The sequence below is a fragment of the Streptomyces sp. NBC_01198 genome (assembly GCF_036010485.1).
In the GTDB taxonomy this organism is placed as follows: domain Bacteria; phylum Actinomycetota; class Actinomycetes; order Streptomycetales; family Streptomycetaceae; genus Actinacidiphila.
In genome coordinates, this window is sequence record NZ_CP108568.1 from 2,357,514 (window position 1) to 2,377,902 (window position 20,389).

General features: G+C 72.1%; 21 protein-coding genes. 8 read left to right on the top strand and 13 right to left on the bottom strand.

The genetic code is table 11. From position 1 onward, the window contains the following. The first annotated feature begins 38 nt into the window (after positions 1-38). From gcvH to OG702_RS10475, 4 genes are all read left to right on the top strand, one after another. A complete protein-coding gene (gene gcvH, locus OG702_RS10460) occupies positions 39-419 on the top strand; it encodes a glycine cleavage system protein GcvH (protein ID WP_327288579.1) in 381 nt (126 codons plus the stop codon). Between the two features lie 35 nt (positions 420-454). Further along, the gene (gene glyA / locus OG702_RS10465; RefSeq protein WP_327288580.1) at positions 455-1,720 is read left to right on the top strand and encodes a serine hydroxymethyltransferase; all 1,266 of its coding nucleotides are present in this window, start codon (positions 455-457) and stop codon (positions 1,718-1,720) included. A gap of 99 nt (positions 1,721-1,819) precedes the next feature. Beyond that, positions 1,820-3,187: an L-serine ammonia-lyase gene (locus tag OG702_RS10470; protein WP_327288582.1), complete on the top strand. Its 1,368-nt coding sequence runs from the start codon at positions 1,820-1,822 to the stop codon at positions 3,185-3,187. Positions 3,188-3,259: 72 nt separating this feature from the next. Then, on the top strand, positions 3,260-3,580 hold the full coding sequence (locus OG702_RS10475) for a hypothetical protein (protein WP_327288584.1): 321 nt from the start codon (positions 3,260-3,262) through the stop codon (positions 3,578-3,580). A 47-nt stretch (positions 3,581-3,627) separates the two neighbouring features. Here the strand turns inward: OG702_RS10475 and OG702_RS10480 are convergent, their stop codons facing one another. From OG702_RS10480 to OG702_RS10495, 4 genes are all read right to left on the bottom strand, one after another. Beyond that, on the bottom strand, positions 3,628-4,398 hold the full coding sequence (locus OG702_RS10480; RefSeq protein ID WP_442814370.1) for a cytochrome c biogenesis CcdA family protein: 771 nt from the start codon (positions 4,396-4,398) through the stop codon (positions 3,628-3,630). Positions 4,399-4,871: 473 nt separating this feature from the next. Then, a complete protein-coding gene (locus tag OG702_RS10485) occupies positions 4,872-5,273 on the bottom strand; it encodes a GrpB family protein (protein WP_327288585.1) in 402 nt (133 codons plus the stop codon). A gap of 187 nt (positions 5,274-5,460) precedes the next feature. Continuing rightward, positions 5,461-6,564: a lactonase family protein gene (locus OG702_RS10490; protein ID WP_327287899.1), complete on the bottom strand. Its 1,104-nt coding sequence runs from the start codon at positions 6,562-6,564 to the stop codon at positions 5,461-5,463. Between the two features lie 194 nt (positions 6,565-6,758). Then, on the bottom strand, positions 6,759-7,448 hold the full coding sequence (locus tag OG702_RS10495; RefSeq protein ID WP_327287900.1) for a TMEM175 family protein: 690 nt from the start codon (positions 7,446-7,448) through the stop codon (positions 6,759-6,761). Positions 7,449-7,632: 184 nt separating this feature from the next. Between OG702_RS10495 and OG702_RS10500 the strand changes: the two genes are divergently transcribed. Both OG702_RS10500 and OG702_RS10505 read left to right on the top strand, forming a co-directional pair. Further along, positions 7,633-8,325, top strand: a complete 693-nt coding sequence (locus OG702_RS10500) for an RNA polymerase sigma factor (RefSeq protein ID WP_327288586.1) — start codon at positions 7,633-7,635, stop codon at positions 8,323-8,325. Next, positions 8,322-8,537: a hypothetical protein gene (locus OG702_RS10505; protein WP_327288587.1), complete on the top strand. Its 216-nt coding sequence runs from the start codon at positions 8,322-8,324 to the stop codon at positions 8,535-8,537. Before OG702_RS10500 ends, OG702_RS10505 begins: the two co-directional genes overlap by 4 nt. Before the next feature lie 81 nt (positions 8,538-8,618). On the opposite strand, the gene OG702_RS10510 is transcribed toward OG702_RS10505, so the two are convergent. The 6 genes from OG702_RS10510 to OG702_RS10535 all read right to left on the bottom strand — a co-directional run bounded on the left by OG702_RS10510 (position 8,619) and on the right by OG702_RS10535 (position 13,681). Further along, a complete protein-coding gene (locus OG702_RS10510; RefSeq protein ID WP_327288588.1) occupies positions 8,619-9,317 on the bottom strand; it encodes a class I SAM-dependent methyltransferase in 699 nt (232 codons plus the stop codon). A 2-nt stretch (positions 9,318-9,319) separates the two neighbouring features. Further along, positions 9,320-9,949 (bottom strand): TIGR04282 family arsenosugar biosynthesis glycosyltransferase, encoded by a 630-nt coding sequence (locus tag OG702_RS10515; RefSeq protein WP_327288589.1) that lies wholly within the window; start codon positions 9,947-9,949, stop codon positions 9,320-9,322. Continuing rightward, complete coding sequence (locus OG702_RS10520) at positions 9,946-10,704, bottom strand: glycosyltransferase family 2 protein (RefSeq protein ID WP_327288590.1); 759 nt, start codon at positions 10,702-10,704, stop codon at positions 9,946-9,948. Before OG702_RS10520 ends, OG702_RS10515 begins: the two co-directional genes overlap by 4 nt. A 66-nt stretch (positions 10,705-10,770) precedes the next feature. After that, entirely contained in the window at positions 10,771-11,850 is a 1,080-nt protein-coding gene (locus tag OG702_RS10525; RefSeq protein ID WP_327288591.1) for an NAD-dependent epimerase/dehydratase family protein, read from the bottom strand. 71 nt (positions 11,851-11,921) lie between these two features. Beyond that, positions 11,922-12,395: a hypothetical protein gene (locus OG702_RS10530; RefSeq protein WP_327288592.1), complete on the bottom strand. Its 474-nt coding sequence runs from the start codon at positions 12,393-12,395 to the stop codon at positions 11,922-11,924. Then, the gene (locus OG702_RS10535; protein WP_327288593.1) at positions 12,392-13,681 is read right to left on the bottom strand and encodes a molybdopterin-dependent oxidoreductase; all 1,290 of its coding nucleotides are present in this window, start codon (positions 13,679-13,681) and stop codon (positions 12,392-12,394) included. The genes OG702_RS10530 and OG702_RS10535 overlap by 4 nt, the downstream gene beginning before the upstream one ends. Positions 13,682-13,797: 116 nt before the next feature. Here OG702_RS10535 and OG702_RS10540 point away from each other — a divergent pair, with 116 nt between their 5' ends. Beyond that, positions 13,798-15,267, top strand: a complete 1,470-nt coding sequence (locus OG702_RS10540; protein WP_442814371.1) for a hypothetical protein — start codon at positions 13,798-13,800, stop codon at positions 15,265-15,267. Between the two features lie 99 nt (positions 15,268-15,366). On the opposite strand, the gene OG702_RS10545 is transcribed toward OG702_RS10540, so the two are convergent. The 3 genes from OG702_RS10545 to OG702_RS10555 form a co-directional block, all read right to left on the bottom strand. Beyond that, positions 15,367-15,966 carry a DUF6585 family protein gene (locus tag OG702_RS10545; RefSeq protein WP_327288594.1) on the bottom strand — a complete coding sequence of 200 codons (600 nt, stop codon included), beginning with the start codon at positions 15,964-15,966 and terminating at the stop codon, positions 15,367-15,369. A gap of 243 nt (positions 15,967-16,209) precedes the next feature. After that, positions 16,210-17,511 (bottom strand): PP2C family protein-serine/threonine phosphatase, encoded by a 1,302-nt coding sequence (locus OG702_RS10550; RefSeq protein WP_327288595.1) that lies wholly within the window; start codon positions 17,509-17,511, stop codon positions 16,210-16,212. Between the two features lie 154 nt (positions 17,512-17,665). Beyond that, positions 17,666-17,851 carry a DUF6191 domain-containing protein gene (locus OG702_RS10555; RefSeq protein ID WP_327288596.1) on the bottom strand — a complete coding sequence of 62 codons (186 nt, stop codon included), beginning with the start codon at positions 17,849-17,851 and terminating at the stop codon, positions 17,666-17,668. A gap of 233 nt (positions 17,852-18,084) precedes the next feature. Between OG702_RS10555 and OG702_RS10560 the strand changes: the two genes are divergently transcribed. Further along, the gene (locus tag OG702_RS10560) at positions 18,085-20,349 is read left to right on the top strand and encodes a glycoside hydrolase family 3 N-terminal domain-containing protein (protein WP_327288597.1); all 2,265 of its coding nucleotides are present in this window, start codon (positions 18,085-18,087) and stop codon (positions 20,347-20,349) included. Positions 20,350-20,389: the final 40 nt, after the last annotated feature.

Genomic DNA, 20,389 nt, shown 5'->3' on the forward strand with positions numbered 1-20,389 from the left:
CCCCGCCATCACCTCTTCGCATCCGGGAGAATTCCGTCATGAGCATCAATCCTGAGCAGCTGCGTTACAGCAAGGAGCACGAGTGGCTCACCGCCTCCGAGGACGGCGTCTCGACCGTCGGCATCACCTCGCACGCCGCCGACGCGCTCGGTGACGTGGTCTACGTCCAGCTCCCCGAGGTCGGCGCGACGGTCGCGGCGGGCGAGAGCTGCGGCGAGCTGGAGTCCACCAAGTCCGTCAGCGAGCTGTACTCCCCGGTGTCCGGCGAGGTCACCGAGGTCAACCAGGACGTCGTGGACGACCCGTCGCTGGTGAACTCCGGACCGTTCGAGGGCGGCTGGCTGTTCAAGGTGCGGGTCTCCGGCGAGGACGCGGACCTGCTGACCGCGGCCGAGTACGACGCCTTCATCGCGGTCTGAGCCCTCACCCCGCCCCGCCACACCAGAAAGATCCCATGTCGCTCCTGAATCAGTCCCTGCACGACTTCGACCCCGAGGTCGCCGCCGAGGTCGATGCCGAGCTGCGCCGCCAGCAGTCCACGCTGGAGATGATCGCGTCGGAGAATTTCGCCCCGGTCGCCGTCCTGGAGGCCCAGGGCTCGGTGCTGACCAACAAGTACGCCGAGGGTTACCCCGGGCGCCGTTACTACGGCGGCTGCGAGCACGTCGACGTCATCGAGCAGCTGGCCATCGACCGGGTGAAGGCGCTCTTCGGCGCCGAGGCCGCCAACGTGCAGCCGCACTCGGGCGCGCAGGCCAACGCGGCCGCGATGTTCGCCCTGCTCAAGCCGGGTGACACCATCCTCGGGCTGGACCTGGCGCACGGCGGTCACCTGACCCACGGCATGAAGATCAACTTCTCCGGCAAGCTCTACAAGGTGGCCGCCTACCACGTGGACGCCGACACCGGCCTGGTCGACATGGCCGAGGTCGAGCGGCTGGCCAAGGAGCACCGGCCGAAGCTGATCATCGCCGGCTGGTCGGCGTATCCGCGGCAGCTCGACTTCCCGGCGTTCCGGGAGATCGCGGACGGCGTGGGCGCGTATCTGATGGTCGACATGGCTCATTTCGCCGGGCTGGTGGCGGCCGGGCTGCACCCCTCGCCCGTCCCGCACGCGCATGTGGTCACCACCACGACGCACAAGACGCTCGGCGGCCCGCGCGGCGGGGTCATCCTGTCCACCGCCGACCTGGCCAAGAAGATCAACACCGCGGTCTTCCCCGGCCAGCAGGGCGGCCCGCTGGAGCATGTCATCGCCGGCAAGGCCGTGGCCTTCAAGGCCGCAGCCACCGACGACTTCCGGGACCGGCAGGCCCGCACCCTGGAAGGCGCGAAGATCCTGGCGGAACGGCTCACCCGGGACGACCTCGCCGCCGCCGGTGTCGCGGTACTGACCGGCGGCACCGACGTCCACCTGGTGCTGGTCGACCTGCGCGCCTCGGCGCTGGACGGCCAGCAGGCGGAGGACCGGCTGCACGGCATCGGCATCACCGTGAACCGCAACGCGATCCCGGACGACCCGCGGCCGCCGATGGTGACCTCGGGACTGCGCATCGGCACCCCGGCGCTGGCCACCAGGGGCTTCGGGGCGGAGGCCTTCCGGGAGGTCGCCGACATCATCGCGGCGGCGCTGCAGCCGGCCTTCGACGCGGACGCGCTCCGCGCGCGGGTCACCGCGCTCGCCGACCGGCACCCGCTGTATCCGACGCTCGCGTCATGAACCGCTCCGCGGTGTGCGGTCCCCCGCCGCACACCGCGGAGCACCCCCGCACCACCCCGTGGACAACGGCGTCCGCGGTCAACCGGAAGCAGTGAACGCATGGCAATCTCCGTATTCGACCTCTTCTCCATCGGCATAGGCCCCTCCAGTTCCCACACCGTGGGTCCGATGCGGGCGGCCCGGATGTTCGCGCAGCGGTTGAAGACCGAGGACCTGCTCACCCGCACCGCGGCGGCCAGGGCCGAGCTGTTCGGGTCGCTGGGCGCCACCGGCCACGGCCACGGCACGCCGAAGGCGGTGCTGCTCGGCCTGGCCGGTCACTCGCCGCGCACCGTGGACATCGAGGCGGTGGACGCCGAGATCGCCGCCGTCCACGCCGACAAGCGGCTGGCCCTGCTCGGCGCGCACGAGGTGGACTTCGACCCGGCCACCGACCTGGTACTGCACCGCCGCCGCTCGCTGCCCTACCACGCCAACGGCATGACGCTGTCGGCGCTCGACGCGGCCGGCGAGGTGCTGCTGGCGAAGACCTACTACAGCGTGGGCGGCGGCTTCGTCGTGGACGAGGACGCGGTCGGCGCCGACCGGATCAAGCTCGACGACACGGTGCTGCGCTACCCCTTCCGCACCGGCGACGAACTGCTGCGGCTGTCCCGGGAGACCGGCCTGTCGATCTCCGCGCTGATGCTGGAGAACGAGAAGGCCTGGCGCACCGAGGACGAGATCCGCACGGGCCTGCTGGAGATCTGGCAGGTGATGCAGGAGTGCGTGCAGCGCGGCATCTCCCGCGAGGGCATCCTGCCCGGCGGCCTCAAGGTCCGCCGCAGGGCCGCCACGACAGCCCGCCAGCTGCGCGCGGAAGGCGACGCGGCGGCACGCGCGATGGAGTGGATCACCCTCTACGCGATGGCGGTGAACGAGGAGAACGCCGCCGGCGGCCGGGTCGTCACCGCCCCCACCAACGGCGCGGCGGGCATCATCCCCGCCGTCCTGCACTACTACCGGGAGTTCGTGCCCGGCGCCGACGACGACAGCGTCGTCCGCTTCCTCCTCGCGGCCGGCGCGATCGGCATGCTCTTCAAGGAGAACGCCTCGATCTCCGGTGCCGAGGTCGGCTGCCAGGGCGAGGTCGGCTCCGCCTGCTCGATGGCCGCCGGCGGCCTCGCCGAGATCCTCGGCGGCACCCCGGAACAGGTCGAGAACGCCGCGGAGATCGGCATGGAGCACAACCTCGGCCTGACCTGCGACCCGGTCGGCGGCCTGGTCCAGATCCCCTGCATCGAGCGCAACGGCATGGCCGCGGTGAAGGCGGTCACCGCCGCCCGGATGGCGATGCGCGGCGACGGCCGCCACCACGTGTCCCTGGACAAGGTCATCAAGACCATGAAGGAGACCGGCGCCGACATGAAGGTCAAATACAAGGAAACCGCCCGCGGCGGCCTCGCGGTGAACGTCATCGAGTGCTGACGCGATAGGCCCTGACCTGCGGCGCCCGCAAATGGCTGGTCGCGGGTGCGTCCTGTGCAGGACCCTGAGCGCATGCCTCGACGTCTGATGTTCGTGCAGTTGAAGACTGGTTTCAACACCGACCGCGGCCCCTCGTGGATCGGGTGGGTGGACTTCTCGAAGACCTGGAGCACTGCGTACTTCCACGGCAGGACGCTGCGCCGGGCACCGGGGTTGTTCGATGCGAACTTCTACGACGTGCAGACCGATGAGGAGTTCTGGGTTTCCGGGCCCAAGCGGGACCGCACCGACACCCGTTACGGCCCCTCCAGCCCTGAAATCGAGCCGGAAGCCGTCGAGACCTACCACGCCTTCCTGGAGGGCGCGCCCCTGCCGGGCCGGGAAAATGGCTGACCCCACGCCTGGCCCCAGCTCACCCTGGCCCCGGAGGAGGCGGAGTTCTAAATTCCTGGTTGGAAGTTCGAGGTCCAGATCTGCATCTGGTAGGTGATGTGGTCCCATACGCCGGTCACCAGCAGAACGCCAACCGTTACCAGCATTCCGCCACCCAGTCGCATAACCCACGCGTAATGGCGCTTTATCCATCCAAAAGCGCCGAGTGTGCGCCTGAAGGCAACCGCTCCCACCATGAACGGAACACCAAGGCCCAGGCAGTAAAAAACCATCAGGAGCGCCCCGCGCCCCGCGCCGCCGTTACTACTGGCGAGGAATTCTACCGAGCCCAGTGTCGGCCCAGTACAGGGAGCCCATCCCAGACCGAACAACACGCCGAGCAGGGGTGCACCGAACAAGCCCACGCTCGGCCTGTAGTGGAAGCGTAGTTCGCGCTGGGTGATGCCACCAATGACACCCATAAATGCCAGACCCAGAATTATGGTAAGCACTCCGAAAATTCTGGTCAGCGCTTGCCGGTGAGTTTGCAACGCCCAACCGAAGCTGCCGAACAGTGCACCAGTGGAGACGAAGACCGCACTGAACCCGAGCACGAACAAGAACGCACCGGCAACCATCCGACCGCGTCTGGCCTCAGCAAGATCGCTCCCAGCGATTCCCGTCACGTACGAGAGGTATCCAGGCACGAGCGGAAGCACGCACGGAGAGAAGAAGGAGACCAGTCCTGCGAGCATCGCAATCGGTATGGCGGCGATCAAAGTGCCGGAAAGCACTGTGTGCTGACTGTCGGACAGGTAGAATGCGGCAGAGCTGGTCACGCTATTTCTCCATCGCAATGGGATCGACGAGATTGTGCAATTGCTGCTCGCTTAATGCGGAACCCCCGGATGTCAGGCGATCCTAGGCCCTGATCGTCACGGGGCGCACGTCAGGAGAGGACGATGTCGGCGTCGAGCCGCACGATGAGTGTGCCAGCAGCAGCGTCGTGGTCGTCACCCCCGGGGCACGGCGTAACGAGGGCGGCTGCGACGTCCCGGGCGGTGGAAGAACCGACGAGTTCGGACGTGGGCGACTGCCTGCGATCCTGCCGGGCAGCGCCGCCGCCCGGAAGGCAAGCAGGAGGTCACATGACGTTCCAACCGGTGTCATTCGCCCAGCGCTCTGCCGCAGCCATCAGGATGTCGGTGGCGGGAGCCTTGATCTGTCCGTAGTCCATGAGGTCCGGAACGCTCACCGCCAGCCGCTGCTTGAACGCACCCCATGCGCGGCGAGCGGGCTCGTCGGCGCGCAGCTAGTCGCGGAACAGGAGCGCATAGCGGGCATTGGGGCCGGTGCTCTCCCGGAGGTGGACGTTGCAGGAACGGGCAGCGGCCGGCGGAGCGAAGACGAGCTTGTGGCAGTGGATCCCGCGTGAGACTTCGGAGCGATTCCACGGCTCGGGTCGGCATCGGAAGCCGATCGCGGCAAGCAGCCCCGCATCCCGGGCCTCGTCGATGGACTCCATCCGGACCTGCACATCAATGCAGTCTTTGGCCGGCAGACCCGGCACCGAGGTCGACCCCACGTGGTCGATGGCCACCGGCAGGTCGCCCAGCACCCCGCTCAACTGCTCGGCCAACCGTTCGAACTCCGCTGTCCACTCCGGCCGGTGATCGACCACTGCGACCTGACGACGCTCATCGGGAAACGGCATGGTGACGGACGCTACCCCAACCCTCCCCGGGGCCCTGCGGAAGAGGCCAGCCGAGCGGCGTCCGGCAGGCGACGCCGTTCGGCTGGCAGGCCCGGGGGCCCCGGTGGCCCGTGGTGCGTTGGGCGACACCACGGGCCCCGGCCCTGCCGAGGGGGTCGGGGGGTCGGGGGGTCGGGGGGTCGGGGGGTCAGGGGGCGACGATGCCCTCGCCGCCGGCGGCGTTCGGCACCGTCACGGTGCCGGTCCTGGTCAGGGAGCCGTCGGAGTTGATCCGGAAGCTGTCGATGCCGCCGCCGGCACCGGTCTGGGCGTGGAGGAACTTCCCGTCGGAGGTGACCGCCGCGTCGACCGTGCCCGCCGCGGTGGCGGTGTTGCCGATGCCCGTGAGTGAGCCGTGCTGGTCCTCGCGCAGGCCGGTGAGGGTGCCGCTGCCGGCGTTGGAGGCGTAGAAGTGGTCGCCGGAGCCGATCACCCAGCAGGTGGCGGCCTGGCCGGTGGGGGCCTCGGAGACCTTGGTGAGCTTGGCGTCGCGGTCGAGGGTGAAGGTGGCCACGGAGTTGGTGGCGCTCTCGGTGACGACCACCCGGCCGGCGGCGTCGAAGGTGAAGCCGAACGGCCCCTGCCCGGGGGTGCTGGTCACCACGGGCTTGGCGGCGGGGCCGAGCAGGCCCAGCGGGAAGACGTCGATGCTGTTGCCGCTCTTGGTGGTGACGACGAGCTTGCCGCCGTCGGGGGTGACGCCCACCTGGCCGGGGGTGGTGCCCGAGGGGAGGCCGAGCCCGCGGTGCCAGGACGGCACCTTGACCAGCAGGCCCCCGACGCTCAGGTAGCCCTGGACGGAGCCGCCGCCATCGGCGTTCAGGACGTAGACGGCACTGCCGTGGACGGCCACGCTGACCGGGAAGCTGCCGCCGCAGGAGAGGGTCTGACGCCGGATGAGACGGTCGCCGTCCACCGAGAAGACGGTCAGGGTGTCGCTGCCCGCGTTCACCGCGAACAGCAGGTGGTGCGCGCGGTCGTAGGTCAGCGCGCCCTGGGAGGCCAGGTGGTCAGGGCCGGTGCCGGGCTGCTGGCCGCCGAGGCCGCCGGTGGGATACCTACCCGCCTGGACGAGCGAGCCGTCGGCGGACTGGTCGTAGGCGACGACGGAGTTGCCCTGGAGGTTGTCGGTCTGGACGAACACCGTCGAGCCGCCGTGCGGGGAGTGCGCGCTGGCCGGGCCGGCGAAGACCACGGCGGAGGCGAGGGCCGCGGTCAGGAGGCCCGCGGCGCGGAATGCGGTGGAGGTCATGATCGTCCCTTTCGGAAGGCGGATCCGGGGAGTCGGCGGCGGGCGCCGTTCCCCATCACCTCGTCTGCTGCCTGCCGGGGCCTCCCTCTTACATAACGCAACCCTTACGCCGGCCGCGCTCGCGCCGCCGACCGCCGACCGGCGTCACCGCCACCTGCGCTCGTTTCCGCAAGGCGGCCGCCGGACATGGGCGCTCACGCGCGGTGTCCGCGCCGGCGCCGGCGTTTCGCCTCGGAGATCTCGCCGGCGACGGGAAGCCAGTAGTAGACGATGAAGGCACCGATGGAGGCCAGGCCGAGCACCGGAATCACAGCACCGAGCGCGGTTCCGGCGGCGAGCCAGACAAGGGCGAGCCGGAAGCGCCGGGTGACGGCTGTCACCCCGGCGTCGTCGATGGTGTCGTTGAGCAGCCAGCGGTCGCGGCGGACCCACCACCAGATCGTGTTGAACAGCACGGCCAGGAGTTCGAAGGCCGCCCCGTGCAGGACGACCGCCGTGCGCTGCCCGTGTCCGTCCCGGAACGCCTCGGCCAGCACAGAGGCGGCGAACGGCAGGAACGCGATGTCCATCAGGACCAGGGTGTTCAGGAAGAGCACCACCCGGTCCGCGCTGCGGATATGGTCGAACATGATGTGGTGGTTGGCCCACACCTGCCCGATCAGCAGGAAGGTGAGGATGTAGGCCAGGTAGGACGGCCAGAGCCTGCCAAGGCCCTCCAGCAGGTGGCGGGTGTCCCGCGGCGGCCGGATCTCCAGGACCAGCAACGTGATGGAGATGGCGATCACACCGTCGCTGAACGCGAGCACCCGGGAGGGGTCGCGCTGCGCGCCGAACGACGTGGCCCTGCCCTCTGGCCCACCCGGTGCGTGAACAGGTTGTGTCATCACCCCAGCCTCTGGCACCGCACGCTCCCACCCGCACAACCGGACAGCGTTTCCCCACAGACTCTCGCGCCCGGTGCCGTGCGGGTTCTCGACCCGTGCGCTGGTGGACAGGTGCCAACTGACCTTCCCCATGGGCCACAGCGCCGGCGCCGGGGCCGTGGGGGCCGCTGTTACGGTTGCCGCCATGGGACACAGGGACCTCGAAGGCGGCGGTACCACCACCGCGGTGTCGGGCCTCGACCCGGAGTCCGCCGCGTGGGTGGCGTCGCTGGGCGACACCTCCGCCAGGACGCGTGAGGAGGCGTACGAGCGTCTGCACGCCTTGCTGCTCCGCATTGCCAGGAGCGAGCTGCGCCGCCGCGGCTCCGACACCCGGATCACCGGCCCGGAACTGGATGACCTGGCCCACCAGGCCGCCGCCGACGCGCTGCTGGCCGTCACCCGCAAACTGCCGGACTTCCGCGGGGACAGCCGCTTCACCACCTGGGCCTACCGCTTCGTGATCCTGGAGGTCTCCGCCAAGCTCGGCCGCCACTTCTGGCGCCGACCGACCGAGGCACTGGCCGCGGAGGACTGGAACCAGCTGCCCGACCGCCTCGGCCTGGACCCGGCCGGCGAATCGCAGTGGCGCGAGCTGATACGCGCCTTCCGGCAGGCGGTGGACGACGTGCTCACCGACCACCAGCGCCAGGTCTTCGTCGCCGTGGTGCTCGACGGGACTCCCCTCGACGCCCTGGTGGTGCGCTGGGACACCAACCGCAACGCGATCTACAAAACCGTCTTCGACGCGCGGCGTAAGCTCCGGGCCCAACTCGTCGCCAACGGGTACCTGGACGGGAAGAACGGGTCCCTGGACCGGAAGGGAGAGGACACGTGAACGAGTCAACGGCACGGATCGAGCGCTTCCTGCGCACCGATCCCCGCGACGTCGGCTGCGAGCAGGCCATGGAGATGCTGCACATCTACGTCGACCTGGCGGCGGCCGGTGGCGGCGCGCAGGCACGCTATCCCGGCGTGGCGGCCCACCTGCGCGCCTGCGGGCCCTGCGCAGAGGACTTCGACGGCCTGCTGGCCGCGGTGGGCGGCTGACCGGGGGCAGTCACCGGCGGACACCGCCCACGGCAGCGCCGACCGCCGAGCGCCCCTGGTCGAGCAGTGGCCGGATGCCGGTCAGATCTCCGCCGGCCGCCCGGCGAGGTGCCGCCCGCGCAGCTGGACGAAGCGGCGGCCCTCGACCGACCATGCCGCTTCCCTGACCCAGCCGGCCGCGGCGGCGTGCCGGTCGAGGGCGGCGGGTCCGACCCGGGCCCAGGGGAAAGTGACGCCGTCCACGCCGGTGCCGTCGTGGAGACGGACCACCGAGTGCTCGTCGAGGTCGTCGGCGATGCCGCAGGGCGCCGCCTCGGTGATGAGCCTGCCGTGCGGGTGCAGCAGGCCGCGCACCCGGGTGAGCAGCGCGACGGGGTCTCCGCCGATGCCGATGTTGCCGTCGACGAGCAGCGCGGTCTGCCAGCGGCCTTCCCTGGGCAGGGGGTCGAAGACCGAGCGGAGCAAAGCGGTACCGCCGCCGGCCCGGGTGCGGCGCACGGCTTCGGGGCTGACGTCGATGCCCAGGGCGGGCAGGCCCTGCGCGGCCAGGGCGGTGACGAGGCGCCCGGGGCCGCAGCCGATGTCGAGCGTCGGCCCGTGGCATGCGCTGAGCGCGGACCGGTCGGCCGCGTCGGGCTGCGCGCACCAGCGTTCGACGTCGAGCGGGAGCAACCAGCCGTCGGAGCGGCGCAGGAAGAGGGGGCCGCGGCCGGTGCGCAGCGCGGTGGCGTACGGGTCGGCGGTCGACCAGGCCCGGGCCGTGGGCACCGCGACGGGCACGCTCACCGTGTGCCCGCCGGGGCGAACCTGGCGACAGCCGCGGCGAAGCGGCTGCCGGGCGCCTGCGCGGCGACGGCCTCGGCGTCGGACGCGGTGTCGACGTCCCGCAGCTCGGGCAGGTCGCGGACGACCAGCCCTGCGCCGGTGAGCCGGCCGCGCTGCACCCGACCGGTGTCCGGGGTGGACATCGGCACTCCGCGCAGCAGGACCGGGTCGGGTTTCCGCAGGCCCAGCGCCCAGAACCCGCCGTCGGCGGCCGGCCCGAACCACGCGTCGGCCGGGTCCTCGCCGGCCAGCAGCGCGGGCCGCAGCAGCTCGGGGGTGATCTGCGGGGTGTCCATGCCGATGAGCAGCGCCGGGCCGTCGCACAGCGCGAAGGCGGCGGCGAGCCGCTGGTCCAGCCCGCCGCCGGTCTGCGGGATCACCTCGATACCGTCCGGCAGCCAGCGGCCGGGACGCCCGTCGAGCATGAGCAGCCGCCGCTCCGCCGGGCTCGCCACGACGACCGCGAGGGTGTCGGCCAGTGACGCCTCGGCCAGCGCGGCCGCCTCCTCGGGCGTGTACGGCGGGGTCAGCCGTGTCTTGACCCGTCCGGGCCGCGGTTCCTTGGCGATCACCATCAGCGTGGTCACCGGGCCTCCGCAGGGCCGGTCACCACAGCTGGGGTCGCACCCTGCGGATCCAGGGCCTTCCCCGGCACCGCACCGGCCAGCCGGCTTCCGGACGCCGGCGGGGCCCCCAGCACCGCCCGCATGTCCCGTACCGCGTGCCAGGTGCCCCGCCAGGTACCCGTGACCTTCGAGCGGCCGGTGCGCGGGTGGTAGGGGACCTCGCGTTCGGTGATCAGCCAGCCCGCGTCAGCGGCCTTGACCACCATTTCCAGCGGATAGCCGCTGCGCCGGTCGGTCAGGCCGAGGGCGAGCAGGGCCTCGCGTCGTGCGGCCCGCAGCGGTCCGAGGTCGTGCAGCCGCAGACCCGTACGACGGCGCAGCATGCGGGCGAGGGCGATGTTCCCGGCGCGGGCGTGCGGCGGGAACGCGCCGCGGGCGACCGCCCGGCGGCGGCCGAGGACCAGGTCGGCCTCTCCCGCGAGGAGCCGGCCGACGAAGTCGGGCAGCAGGGCCGGGTCGAGGGAGGCGTCGCAGTCGCAGAAGCACACGAAGTCGGCCTGGGCTGCCAGGAGTCCGGCGTGGCAGGCGGCGCCGAAGCCGCGGCGCGGTTCGTGCACCACGCTCGCCCCGAGATCGGCGGCGATGCGCGCGGAGCCGTCGGTGGAGCCGTTGTCGACGACGATGGCCCGCCAGCCGGGCGGGATGCGTTCCAGCACCCGGGGCAGGGCCTCGGCTTCGTCGAGACAGGGCAGGACGACGTCGGCGATGGGGTTCACGAGGGGTCCAGTCGTTTCGAGGGATCGGGGTGGGGCGGAACGGACAAGCGGGCGGGACCTCGGCGGTCAGCGCGTGGCGGGCACCGGCAGCCCCTCCCGCTGAGCCGCGTGGGCGAACTCGGTGACGCCCTCGGCGAAGCCCACTTCGGGCCGCCACCCCAGTTCGGCGCGCAGCCGGCCGGAGGTGGCGGTGATGTGCCGGACGTCGCCGAGCCGGTATGCGCCGGTGATCTCGGGGTCCGGTCCGTCGTGAGCGGCGGCGAGGGCGGTCGCCATGTCCGCGATGGTGTGCGGGGTGTCGCTGCCGGTGTTGTAGGCGCGCAGCGCTCCGTCCGGACGGGTCGCCATGCTCTCCAGCGCAAGGACGTTGGCCTCGGCCACGTCCCGCACATGGACGAAGTCCCGCCGCTGGGCGCCGTCCTCGAAGACCTGCGGTGCCTGGCCGCGGGCGAGGGCCGAGCGGAAGAAGGAGGCGACGCCCGCGTACGGGGTGTCGCGGGGCATGCCGGGGCCGTACACGTTGTGATAGCGCAGCGCGACGGCCCGTCCGCCGGTGGCCCTGGCCCAGGCTGCGGCGAGGTGTTCCTGGGCGAGCTTGGTCGCGGCGTAGACGTTCCTCGGGTCGAGGGGGGCGTCCTCGTCGACGAGCCCCGGCGTCAAGTCGGCGCCGCACTGCGGGCAGCGGGGTTCGAAGCGCCCGGCGTCCAGATCCGCCACCGTGCGCGGCCCGGGGGTCACCCTGCCGTGCCGCGGGCAGTCGTAGCGGCCCTCTCCGTACACGACCATGGATCCGGCGAGCACCAGGTCCTTGACACCGGCGGCGGCCATGGCGGCGAGGAGGTGGGCAGTGCCGAGGTCGTTGCAGCTGACGTAGGCGGGGGTGTCGGCGATGTCCTTGCCGAGACCCACCATGGCGGCCTGGTGGCAGACCGCCTGTACACCGCGCAGCGCACGGGACAGGGCCTCGGGGTTCCGCACGTCCTCGGCGATGAACTCGGCGGTCCCGGCCGGCGGCCGGGTCGGGGGGACGGCGTGGGCGGTGGGCAGCAGGGCGTCGAGGACGACCGGTTCGTGGCCGCGGGCGGCGAGGGCGGCAACGATGTGGGATCCGATGAAGCCGGCGCCGCCGGTGACGAGTACGCGCATGGATCGGACCCTAGGGTGACCAGTGGCCTGGCGGGGCATCACCACCACGGGCACCACAGGTTCGTAAGGATTCACCCGCGGTTCCCGCGAGCCGCCCGCCACCTGCGGAACACCAGGAGCAGGGCGGAGGCGGCGAAGAGCACGGCGGTGATCAGCAGCCAGCGGCCGAGGAACACTCCGGGCGACAGCAGTGTCGCGTTCCGGTACGTCGCCCCGGCGTCGTGCGAGATCAGCGGCCAGTAGACGAGCAGCAACAGCAGGGAAATGAACGTGGGGACGCGGATGTGGTTGACCAGCGCGATCCGCGCCGGTGATCCCGGCCGGCGGCCTCGGGCCGCCATGTGCAGCAGCCAGTCGGCGCCGCCGTACAGCGGCACCAGCACCACGTCGTGGATCAGCGCCGAGCCGACGACCCACTCCGCCACGCCCCACGCGTCGCGCTCCAGCAGCCGGGTGATCGCGTATCCGCACAGGGCGAAGGAGGCGAGCAGGACCAGCAGGTGGAGGACGGACTCGCCGTACACGGCGCGGAACAGGCGTCTCATGCGCGCGCCCCGACGTCCGGTGCGCCGAAGGTCAGTCGGCGTACCCATTTGGTGTTCATCACGCCCGGGGCGTCCGGCACGATGATCCGGGCGGGGCGGCCGTGGTCCGGGGAGAGCTCGGCGCCGTTGACCCGCAGCGCGAGCAGGGAGCGGCCGTCGCGTACCTGGTTGGCGCGCAGCGCCACCGCCCGGAAGGACCCGGCGAGCTGCACGGACTCCACGAACACCCCTGGCGGGTCTGCCTCGTGCCCCACGAGTGCGGCGAGGTCCCGCAGCCGTACGCCCTGCCAGTGCTGGTTCTCCGTGGACCATCCCTCGACGCAGGCGATGGGCAGCGCGGAGCCGTACTGGGGCAGGCGCCGGAGCTGGTCGAGGGTGAGGTCCACACTGCGGCCGGACGCGCCACGGACCGTCAGCCGCCAGTTCTCACCGATGTCCTGCGGGCGGACGTGCGCGGCCAGGGCGGGCTTGTTGACCGGGAAGCCGTTGGGGCCGTCGCCCGGCCTGCGGCCGTGCGGTGCCAGCAGGGCGGTCCCGCGCAGCGGTCCGCCGATGCTCTGGCCGGCGGTCACCAGGAAGAGCACGAGCGAGCCCAGGCCGACCATGCCCAGCGCGCCGCGCCTGGACATCGTGGGGGCGGCGGGGTGGGTGGACACCAGGCCGCTGTCGTCGGCGGGTTCGGGCTCCGTCCGGGAGGTCGGCGTACGCAGCTCCGCGCGGAAGTCCCGGCTGCGCAGGGCCCGCACCACCCGGGGCATGCGCAGGGCGACGTGGGCGGACACCGCCCCCACGAAGACCCACGCACCGTAGAAGTGCAGACGGTAGAACGACCCCGGGAAGATGTAGTCCAGCTGGACGTTCAGCAGGCCCGTGACGAACTCGAAGATCCCGCCCCCGACGAGCAGCAGCAGCGACAGCCGGTCCAGGGCGTGCCCGATCGAGCGCACCGGCGGCAGCGCGAAGAGCTTCGGCACCACCGACCAGAGCTTGGCAAGCAGCACCGGGACCAGCGCCACTCCGAGCGTGACATGAAGCCCCTGCGTGAAGCGGTAGAGCCAGTACGGGTGGGTGGGCCAGGAGAACAGGTAGAAACCGAGCAGGCCCTTGCCGGGCGTCTTGTCGTTGAAAGGCGACAGCCCGGGGTTGTACGCGGCGTACGACAGCAGGCCGGTGACGAACAGCAGCGGGACGCCCACGAGCAGCAGCAGCCCGAGGACCGACGTGAGCCACGGGCCGCGCAGCGGACTGCGCCAAGGACCCGGAGGGAGGCGGGAGGGAACTTTCATGCCTGGCGACACTAGGGCCGTCAGGAGGGCCTTCAGGGTCGGCAACTCATGACGAAACTCTGACGTCCTGCCGCGACACAGCCGCAGCGGGCCGGCCGCTGCCTAGGGTGCGACGCGTGACTCTCTCCCCCTCCCCGCTGCACGGCGCCGGCCCGCACCCACTCGACGACGACGGCCCAGCGACGTCGTCCACCCGGCGTCCGGACGTGCTGGCGGCCGGTGCGGCAGCGCTGTTCTTCCTGGTCATGGCGGGTATCGGCGCCTGGCTGCAACGCGACAGCTCGCTGCTCAAGTCGCCGTGGCCACCGCTGGAGGCCTGGTGGCAGCCGCACGCCGGACCCGGCACCCCGCTGGCCGTGGTCGTGGCGCTGCTCGTCGCCGGTTACGGGCCGGGCCTCGCCGCCCGGCTGCCCTGGCGCGGGCTGCTGTGGTCCGCGTGGGGCACGGCGATGGCGTGGACATGGTCGCTGGCCCTGGTGGACGGATGGCAGCGCGGCGTCGCCGGGCGGCTCACCGTCTCCAGCGAATACCTGACGGAGGTCCCCCGCTTCCGCGACGCCGGCCCGGCGGTACGGACCTTCACCGACCACATCCTGATCAACTCACCGGACCGCTGGGCCACCCACGTCGCGGGGCATCCGGTGGGCGCCGTGCTCACCTTCGTCGGCCTGGACCGGATCGGGCTGGGCGGCGGCGCGTTCGCCGCCGCCTTCACCATCACCGTGGGCACGTCGCTGGCCGCGGCGGTCCTGCTGACGCTGCGCCTGCTCACCGGCGAGGAGCGGGCGCGGGCCGCGGCGCCCTTCGTCGCGCTCGCCCCGGGCGCGGTCTGGGTGGGCGTCTCCGCGGACGGCTACTTCGCCGCCGTCGCCGCGTGGGCGCTGGCGCTGCTCGCGATCGCGGCCACCCGCGCCTCCCGCTGGGGGACGGCCGTCGCGGGCGTCGGCGCCGGTCTGCTGTTCGGCGCCGCCGCCTACCTCTCCTACGGCCTGACCCTGCTGGCCGTCCCCGGCCTGGTGATCCTGCTGTGCGCGCGGACCGCACGCCCAGTCCCGTACGTGCTCGCCGGGGCGGCCGCGGTGGCCGCCGCGTTCACCGCCGTGGGCTTCGACTGGTGGGAGGCATACGGACTGCTGAGGACCCGCTACTACCAGGGCTACGGCGGCGTACGCCCGTACAGCTACTGGTTCTTCGGGGACCTCGCCACCCTGGTGGTGTCGGCCGGGCTCGCCTCCGCGGCCGGACTGCGCAGGACGCTGGCCGGGGCGCCCGGCGGAGTGCGGAACTGGTGGGCGGGCGGGGACCGCACGCCCGTCGGGGCGGCCAGGGAGCTACGGGGCTGGTGGCTGCGCGGGGACCGCCGGGCGGTCGCGGGCGTCCTGCTCCCCTGCGGATTCCTCCTCGCCATGCTCGTCGCCGACCTGTCCGGCATGAGCAAGGCCGAGACCGAACGGATCTGGCTCCCCTTCGTCCTCTGGCTCCCCGCCACCGCCGCCCTCCTCCCCCGCCGTGACCATCGCGCCTGGCTGGCCGCCCAGGCGGTCGTCGCGCTCCTCGTCAACCACTTGCTGCTGAGCAGCTGGTAGCAGGGGCAGGTGCGGACCGGCCTTCCCCCTCGGCCCGGTTGGAGGCGCACGGCGTGGACGCTCGTCCGTACCCTGAACGATCGACGGACGACCGAACGGTCACAGGCCCCTTTGCGCTTCCCGCGCCAACGTCAGGAACGCGGTGAGGTTGGGCACTCTGGTGGTGTTGGCGGTGGCCCAGGCGCGACGCCGGTCGCGTTCCTTCACCTCGACGGAGCCGAGGTCCACCCCGACCTGGCCGACCTGGGCCCACGGCAGTTGCTTCTGCTTGTTGCCGGTCCCGGTGGTGATGCCGCGCTGGTCGAGCACGTAGGCGCCGAAGTCGACGGGCCGGCCCTGGCGGAGGGCCCCGAGCATCCTGGGGAGCTGGGCCGCGGCGATCCGCGGGTCCACGAGCTGCCGGAAGTCCTCGACGACGCTCAGCTCGTTCCTGGTGCCCTGCCCCTGGAACCGGTGGTTGCGGTCGTCCTCGAGCCCGACCCAGCAGTTCGTGACGAGGCCGCGATAGCTCTGGTTGACGTACCGCTTGGCCACGTGGACGACGAAGCGGGCCACTTCGTCGTAGCGGAAGTGGAAGGGCCCGGGGTCGTCGGCGAGGCCGACCACGCTGCCCTGCTCGTACACGGCGACCACCAGCAGCTTGTTGCGCCAGGCCTGGAAGCCCGAGCCGCCGCTCATGGCGCGCACGAGCCCGCCCATGCGCCGGCTCTGCGCGATTCCGGAGAATGGCTGGGGCAGCGAGATCCCGTCGTTGCGCCGCACGTTTCGTCTCCCGACCGGCGCCGCCCGCCCACGACCCCGCGCCGCCCGCCACAACGCCCTCGCCGGGACCTTATGCCCGCCCGCCCGGCTCGACAACTCCCCCTGCGAACGCGGGGGTTCGGGGAGCGCATCGCCGAGGACACCGGCCGCCCTGCGGGCTGACGGCGCAGCAGCCGGGCGTCAGACCGGGCCGGGGACCCGGAGGGCGAGCAGGCACGCGTCGTCGCGGTACAGGCGGTCGGGGCGGGCGGCGATGAGGTCGTCGCAGAGCCGGTCGAGGGGCGCGCCGGCGAGTGCTTCCCCCAGGCGTGCGAGGGCGTCCAGGGACTCCGTCATGGACCTGTCCGGATCCTCGATCAGCCCGTCGGTGTAGAGGAGCAGGGAGCAGCCCGGCATGAGGGTGGAGGTGTGCTCGGGCTGCGGGCGGGTGTGGTCGACGCCGATCATGATGCCCTGCGCCTCGTCCGACGCGAGGAAGGACGCCCGTCCGTCGGGGCCGAGCAGCAGCGGAGGCGGATGGCCGGCGTTGGTCCAGCGCAGCTTCCACGAGTGGTCGGGCCGCGGGTGGAGGGTCGCCACCACGAGGGTGGCCATGGTCTCCGAGCCGCCGTGGTGCAGTGCCTGGTCGAGGCGCTGCACGATCCGGGCCGGTGCGCGCGGATCGTCCATGGCCAGCACGCTCAGCATGCTGCTGAGCTGGAACATCGTCAGGGCGGAGCCGGTGTCGTGGCCCATGACGTCGCCCACGACGATGGACCAGGCGCCCGCGGGGCCGGGGAACGCCTGATACCAGTCGCCCCCGACCTGCGGGGTGGTGTGGGCGGGCTGATACCGGGCCTCGACCTGGAGCGGACCGAGGTCGGGCAGCTCGGGGAGCAGGTGACGCTGCAACTCGTCGGCGGCGAGCTTGAGCCGCTCGTGGTAGCGGGCGTTCTCGATCGCTCCGCCGGCGACCTTCGCCAGGGCGGTCAGCAGATTCTCGTCGGCGGCGCTGAAGGGCTCACCGTCGCGGCGGTCGGTGAGGTAGAGGTTGCCGTAGACGGTGTCCCGGATCCGGATGGGACCGCCGAGCAGGCTGTGCATGGCCGGGTGGCCCGGCGGGAATCCCACGATGCGCGGGTCGGCTGCCAGGTCCGCCACCCGGATCGGCGCGGGCTCGCGGATCAGCTCGCCCAGGAGCCCTTCGCCGTGCGGCAGGTGGCCCACGTCGGCCCGGACGCCCGGGTCGACACCGGTGGTGAACAGGTCGGTGAAGTTGCCTTCCGCGTCGATCACGCCCAGCGCGCCGAAGCGGGCGTCGACCGCACGGGCCACCGCCTCCACCACACGCTGCAGGACGGACTCCAGGTCCAGGTCCCCACCGATGGCGAGCATGTCCTCGACCAGCCGCGCCAGCCTGGTGTCCTCGTCCTCGGGGGACTCCTCGAACTGGCGGGTGATCTCCTCCACCAGCTCGCGATGGGCTGACTCGCGATCCGACATGCGCCCTTTCTCTCACCCCCGCCCTCGTCCCGCACGCGCACGACACGCCGTGCACGCGCCTGGAGCAGGCATTCCCGGCCCGGTACCTGACCGTTCTGAGCGTTCCGAACCCGAACGCCACCTGCCGCCGCGCGGCACCCCCAGTCGGGCCGTCTCAGCTGCCGGAGCCCTCGGGGGACGTACGGGGCGGGCGGACCACGACCTTGCCGGACGCGAGGTCTATCGGGCCGCGGGACGGGTCGCCGCTGCTCTCGTCGTCCCGGAAGAGCTCCAGGCGGTTGCGCTCGTCGTCGGTGTGCTTGCGCCCGGGCGCGAACAAGTCGTCGAGGATGTTGAACACGCGGACCTCCCGGTGACCTGCTCCATTCCTTTCAGGCTACGCCCACGAAGCGGCGAGCGGCCGGCCGCCGCCGTACGGGCTGCCGCCGCCGCCCGGATCGGCGTCGGCACCCTTGACAGGGCTCCGTCCGCGCTGGCCTCATCTATGGGAGCGCTCCCACTCCCCCACTGCCGGTCCCACCCCCAGCGCCACACTCCCAGGCCCCCCACGGCCTCCCCCCACCCGGAGTCCCCATGCCCAGACCCAGCCTCCGCAGAGCGGGCGTCGCCGCCGGCGCCGTCCTCGCGATGCTCTCCCTCACCAACGCCGCGGTGAACGCCACCGCCGCCACGACCGCCGGCCGCGCCGCCGCGCAGGCGGCCGGACTGCCCTACCAGGACCCCTCGCTGCCGGTGTCGCAGCGGGTGGACGACCTGCTGTCCCGGATGTCGCTCGACGAGAAGGTCGGGCAGATGACCCAGGTCGACAGGACCGCGCTGGCCGCCGCCCCGGCGGACCTGGCGGCGTACCGCATCGGCTCGGTGCTGTCGGGCGGCGGGTCGGCGCCGAGCCCGAACAACGCGGGGAGCTGGGCCGACATGTACGACGGCTTCCAGCGGACCGCGCTCGGCACGCCGCTGGGCATCCCGATGATCTACGGCATCGACGCGGTGCACGGCGACAACAACGTCTACGGCGCCACCGTCTTCCCGCACGACATCGGGCTCGGCGCGACCCGCGACCCGGCGCTGGTTCAGCTGGTCGGGCGGGTCACCGCGGAGGAGGTGTCGGGGACCGGGGTCGACTGGGACTTCGCACCGTGCCTGTGCGTGGCACGCAACGACCGCTGGGGGCGGACGTACGAGTCGTTCGGTGAGACGCCGGACCTGCCCTCGCAGATGACCACCGAGATCACCGGGCTGCAGGGCACGACGCTCGGCGGACCGGCGTCGGTGCTGGCCACCGCGAAGCACTACATCGGCGACGGCGGTACGGACGGCGGGGTCAACGAGGGCAACGCGACGCTGTCGGAGGCGGACCTGCGGGCGATCCACCTGCCGCCGTTCAAGGCCGCGGTCGACCGCGGGGTGGGCGCGGTCATGGTGTCGTACAGCAGCTGGAACGGTGTCAAGGACCACGCCAACCGCTACCTGATCACCGACCTGCTCAAGGGCGAGCTCGGCTTCTCCGGCTTCGTGGTGTCGGACTGGGCGGGTGTCGACAAGATCGACGGGCGGACCGGCTTCACGGCGGCCGAGGTGGCAACCGCCGTCAACGCCGGTATCGACATGGTGATGGTGCCCACCGACTACAAGTCCTTCGTCGCGGACCTGAAGAGCGACGTCAACAGCGGCGCGGTGACCGTGGCGCGGATCGACGACGCCAACCGGCGGATCCTCACCAGGAAGTTCGAACTCGGCCTGTTCGAGCATCCGTTGACCGACCGGTCGTACACCTCCACGGTCGGGTCCGCCGCGCACCGGGCCGTCGCGCGGCAGGCGGTGCGCGAGTCGCAGGTGCTGCTCAAGAACGACGGCGGCGTGCTGCCGCTGGCCAAGTCGGCGAAGGTCTTCGTGGCCGGCAAGTCCGCCGACGACATAGGCAACCAGAGCGGTGGCTGGACGATCAGCTGGCAGGGTTCGAGCGGTGCCATCACTCCGGGGACGACCGTCCTGCAAGGCATCAAGGCGGCGGTGAACAGCCCGTCGCAGGTGACGTACAACAAGACCGGCGACGGCGTCGACGGGTCCTACGCGGCCGCGATCGCGGTCGTCGGCGAGACCCCGTACGCCGAGGGCCAGGGCGACCGCACCGGCGCGATGGGGCTGGACCAGGCCGACTTGGCCGTGCTGGCCAAGCTCAAGGCCAGCGGCGTGCCGGTGGTCACCGTGCTGGTGTCGGGCCGGCCGCTGGACATCGCCGCCCAACTCCCCGACTGGAAGGCCCTGGTGGCCGCGTGGCTGCCGGGTACCGAGGGCAACGGGGTCTCCGACGTGCTCTTCGGCGACTACGCGCCGACCGGGAAGCTGCCGGTGTCGTGGATGCAGAGCGCGTCGCAGGAGCCGGTCAACGACGGCGACGGCAAGACGCCGCTCTTCCCGTACGGCTACGGGCTGACGTACGCCACGACGACGCCGCCCACGTCCCCGCCCCCGACTACTCCCCCGCCCACCACGCCGCCCCCGACGACCCCGCCGCCCACCGGAACCGGCTGCACCGCCCGGCTGACCGTCACCAACTCCTGGTCCGGCGGCTTCCAGGCGGACGTGACCGTCGCCAACCCGGGTACGTCCGCGCTCAGCGGCTGGCGGGTCGGCTGGTCGGCGCCGAGCGCCACGATCACCAGCCTGTGGAACGGCACCCTCGCGCAGAGCGGCGCCGCGGTCACCGTCACCAACGCCCCCTACAACGGCGCCGTCTCGCCCGGGGCCTCGGTCTCCTTCGGCTTCACCGCGACCGGGACGCCCGGCTCCCCGTTGCCCCTACCGGTCTGCACGACCGGCTCGTCGACCGGCTAGGGCGACGCCCGTGCCCGGCGCGGCTGCTCTGCACAGCCGC

What these genes read in the sequence shown, in the direction of transcription:
- OG702_RS10545 (WP_327288594.1), bottom strand. Translation starts at nt 15,966, where the DNA reads ATGGGCGGGCTCGTGCGCGCCATGAGCGGCGGCTCGGGCTTCCAGGCC.
- OG702_RS10500 (WP_327288586.1), top strand. Translation starts at nt 7,633, where the DNA reads ATGGGACACAGGGACCTCGAAGGCGGCGGTACCACCACCGCGGTGTCG.
- OG702_RS10490 (WP_327287899.1), bottom strand. Translation starts at nt 6,564, where the DNA reads ATGACCTCCACCGCATTCCGCGCCGCGGGCCTCCTGACCGCGGCCCTC.
- gcvH (WP_327288579.1), top strand. Translation starts at nt 39, where the DNA reads ATGAGCATCAATCCTGAGCAGCTGCGTTACAGCAAGGAGCACGAGTGG.
- OG702_RS10470 (WP_327288582.1), top strand. Translation starts at nt 1,820, where the DNA reads ATGGCAATCTCCGTATTCGACCTCTTCTCCATCGGCATAGGCCCCTCC.
- OG702_RS10560 (WP_327288597.1), top strand. Translation starts at nt 18,085, where the DNA reads ATGCCCAGACCCAGCCTCCGCAGAGCGGGCGTCGCCGCCGGCGCCGTC.
- OG702_RS10525 (WP_327288591.1), bottom strand. Translation starts at nt 11,850, where the DNA reads ATGCGCGTACTCGTCACCGGCGGCGCCGGCTTCATCGGATCCCACATC.
- OG702_RS10495 (WP_327287900.1), bottom strand. Translation starts at nt 7,448, where the DNA reads ATGACACAACCTGTTCACGCACCGGGTGGGCCAGAGGGCAGGGCCACG.
- OG702_RS10475 (WP_327288584.1), top strand. Translation starts at nt 3,260, where the DNA reads ATGCCTCGACGTCTGATGTTCGTGCAGTTGAAGACTGGTTTCAACACC.
- OG702_RS10530 (WP_327288592.1), bottom strand. Translation starts at nt 12,395, where the DNA reads ATGAGACGCCTGTTCCGCGCCGTGTACGGCGAGTCCGTCCTCCACCTG.
- OG702_RS10550 (WP_327288595.1), bottom strand. Translation starts at nt 17,511, where the DNA reads ATGTCGGATCGCGAGTCAGCCCATCGCGAGCTGGTGGAGGAGATCACC.
- OG702_RS10535 (WP_327288593.1), bottom strand. Translation starts at nt 13,681, where the DNA reads ATGAAAGTTCCCTCCCGCCTCCCTCCGGGTCCTTGGCGCAGTCCGCTG.
- OG702_RS10485 (WP_327288585.1), bottom strand. Translation starts at nt 5,273, where the DNA reads ATGCCGTTTCCCGATGAGCGTCGTCAGGTCGCAGTGGTCGATCACCGG.
- glyA (WP_327288580.1), top strand. Translation starts at nt 455, where the DNA reads ATGTCGCTCCTGAATCAGTCCCTGCACGACTTCGACCCCGAGGTCGCC.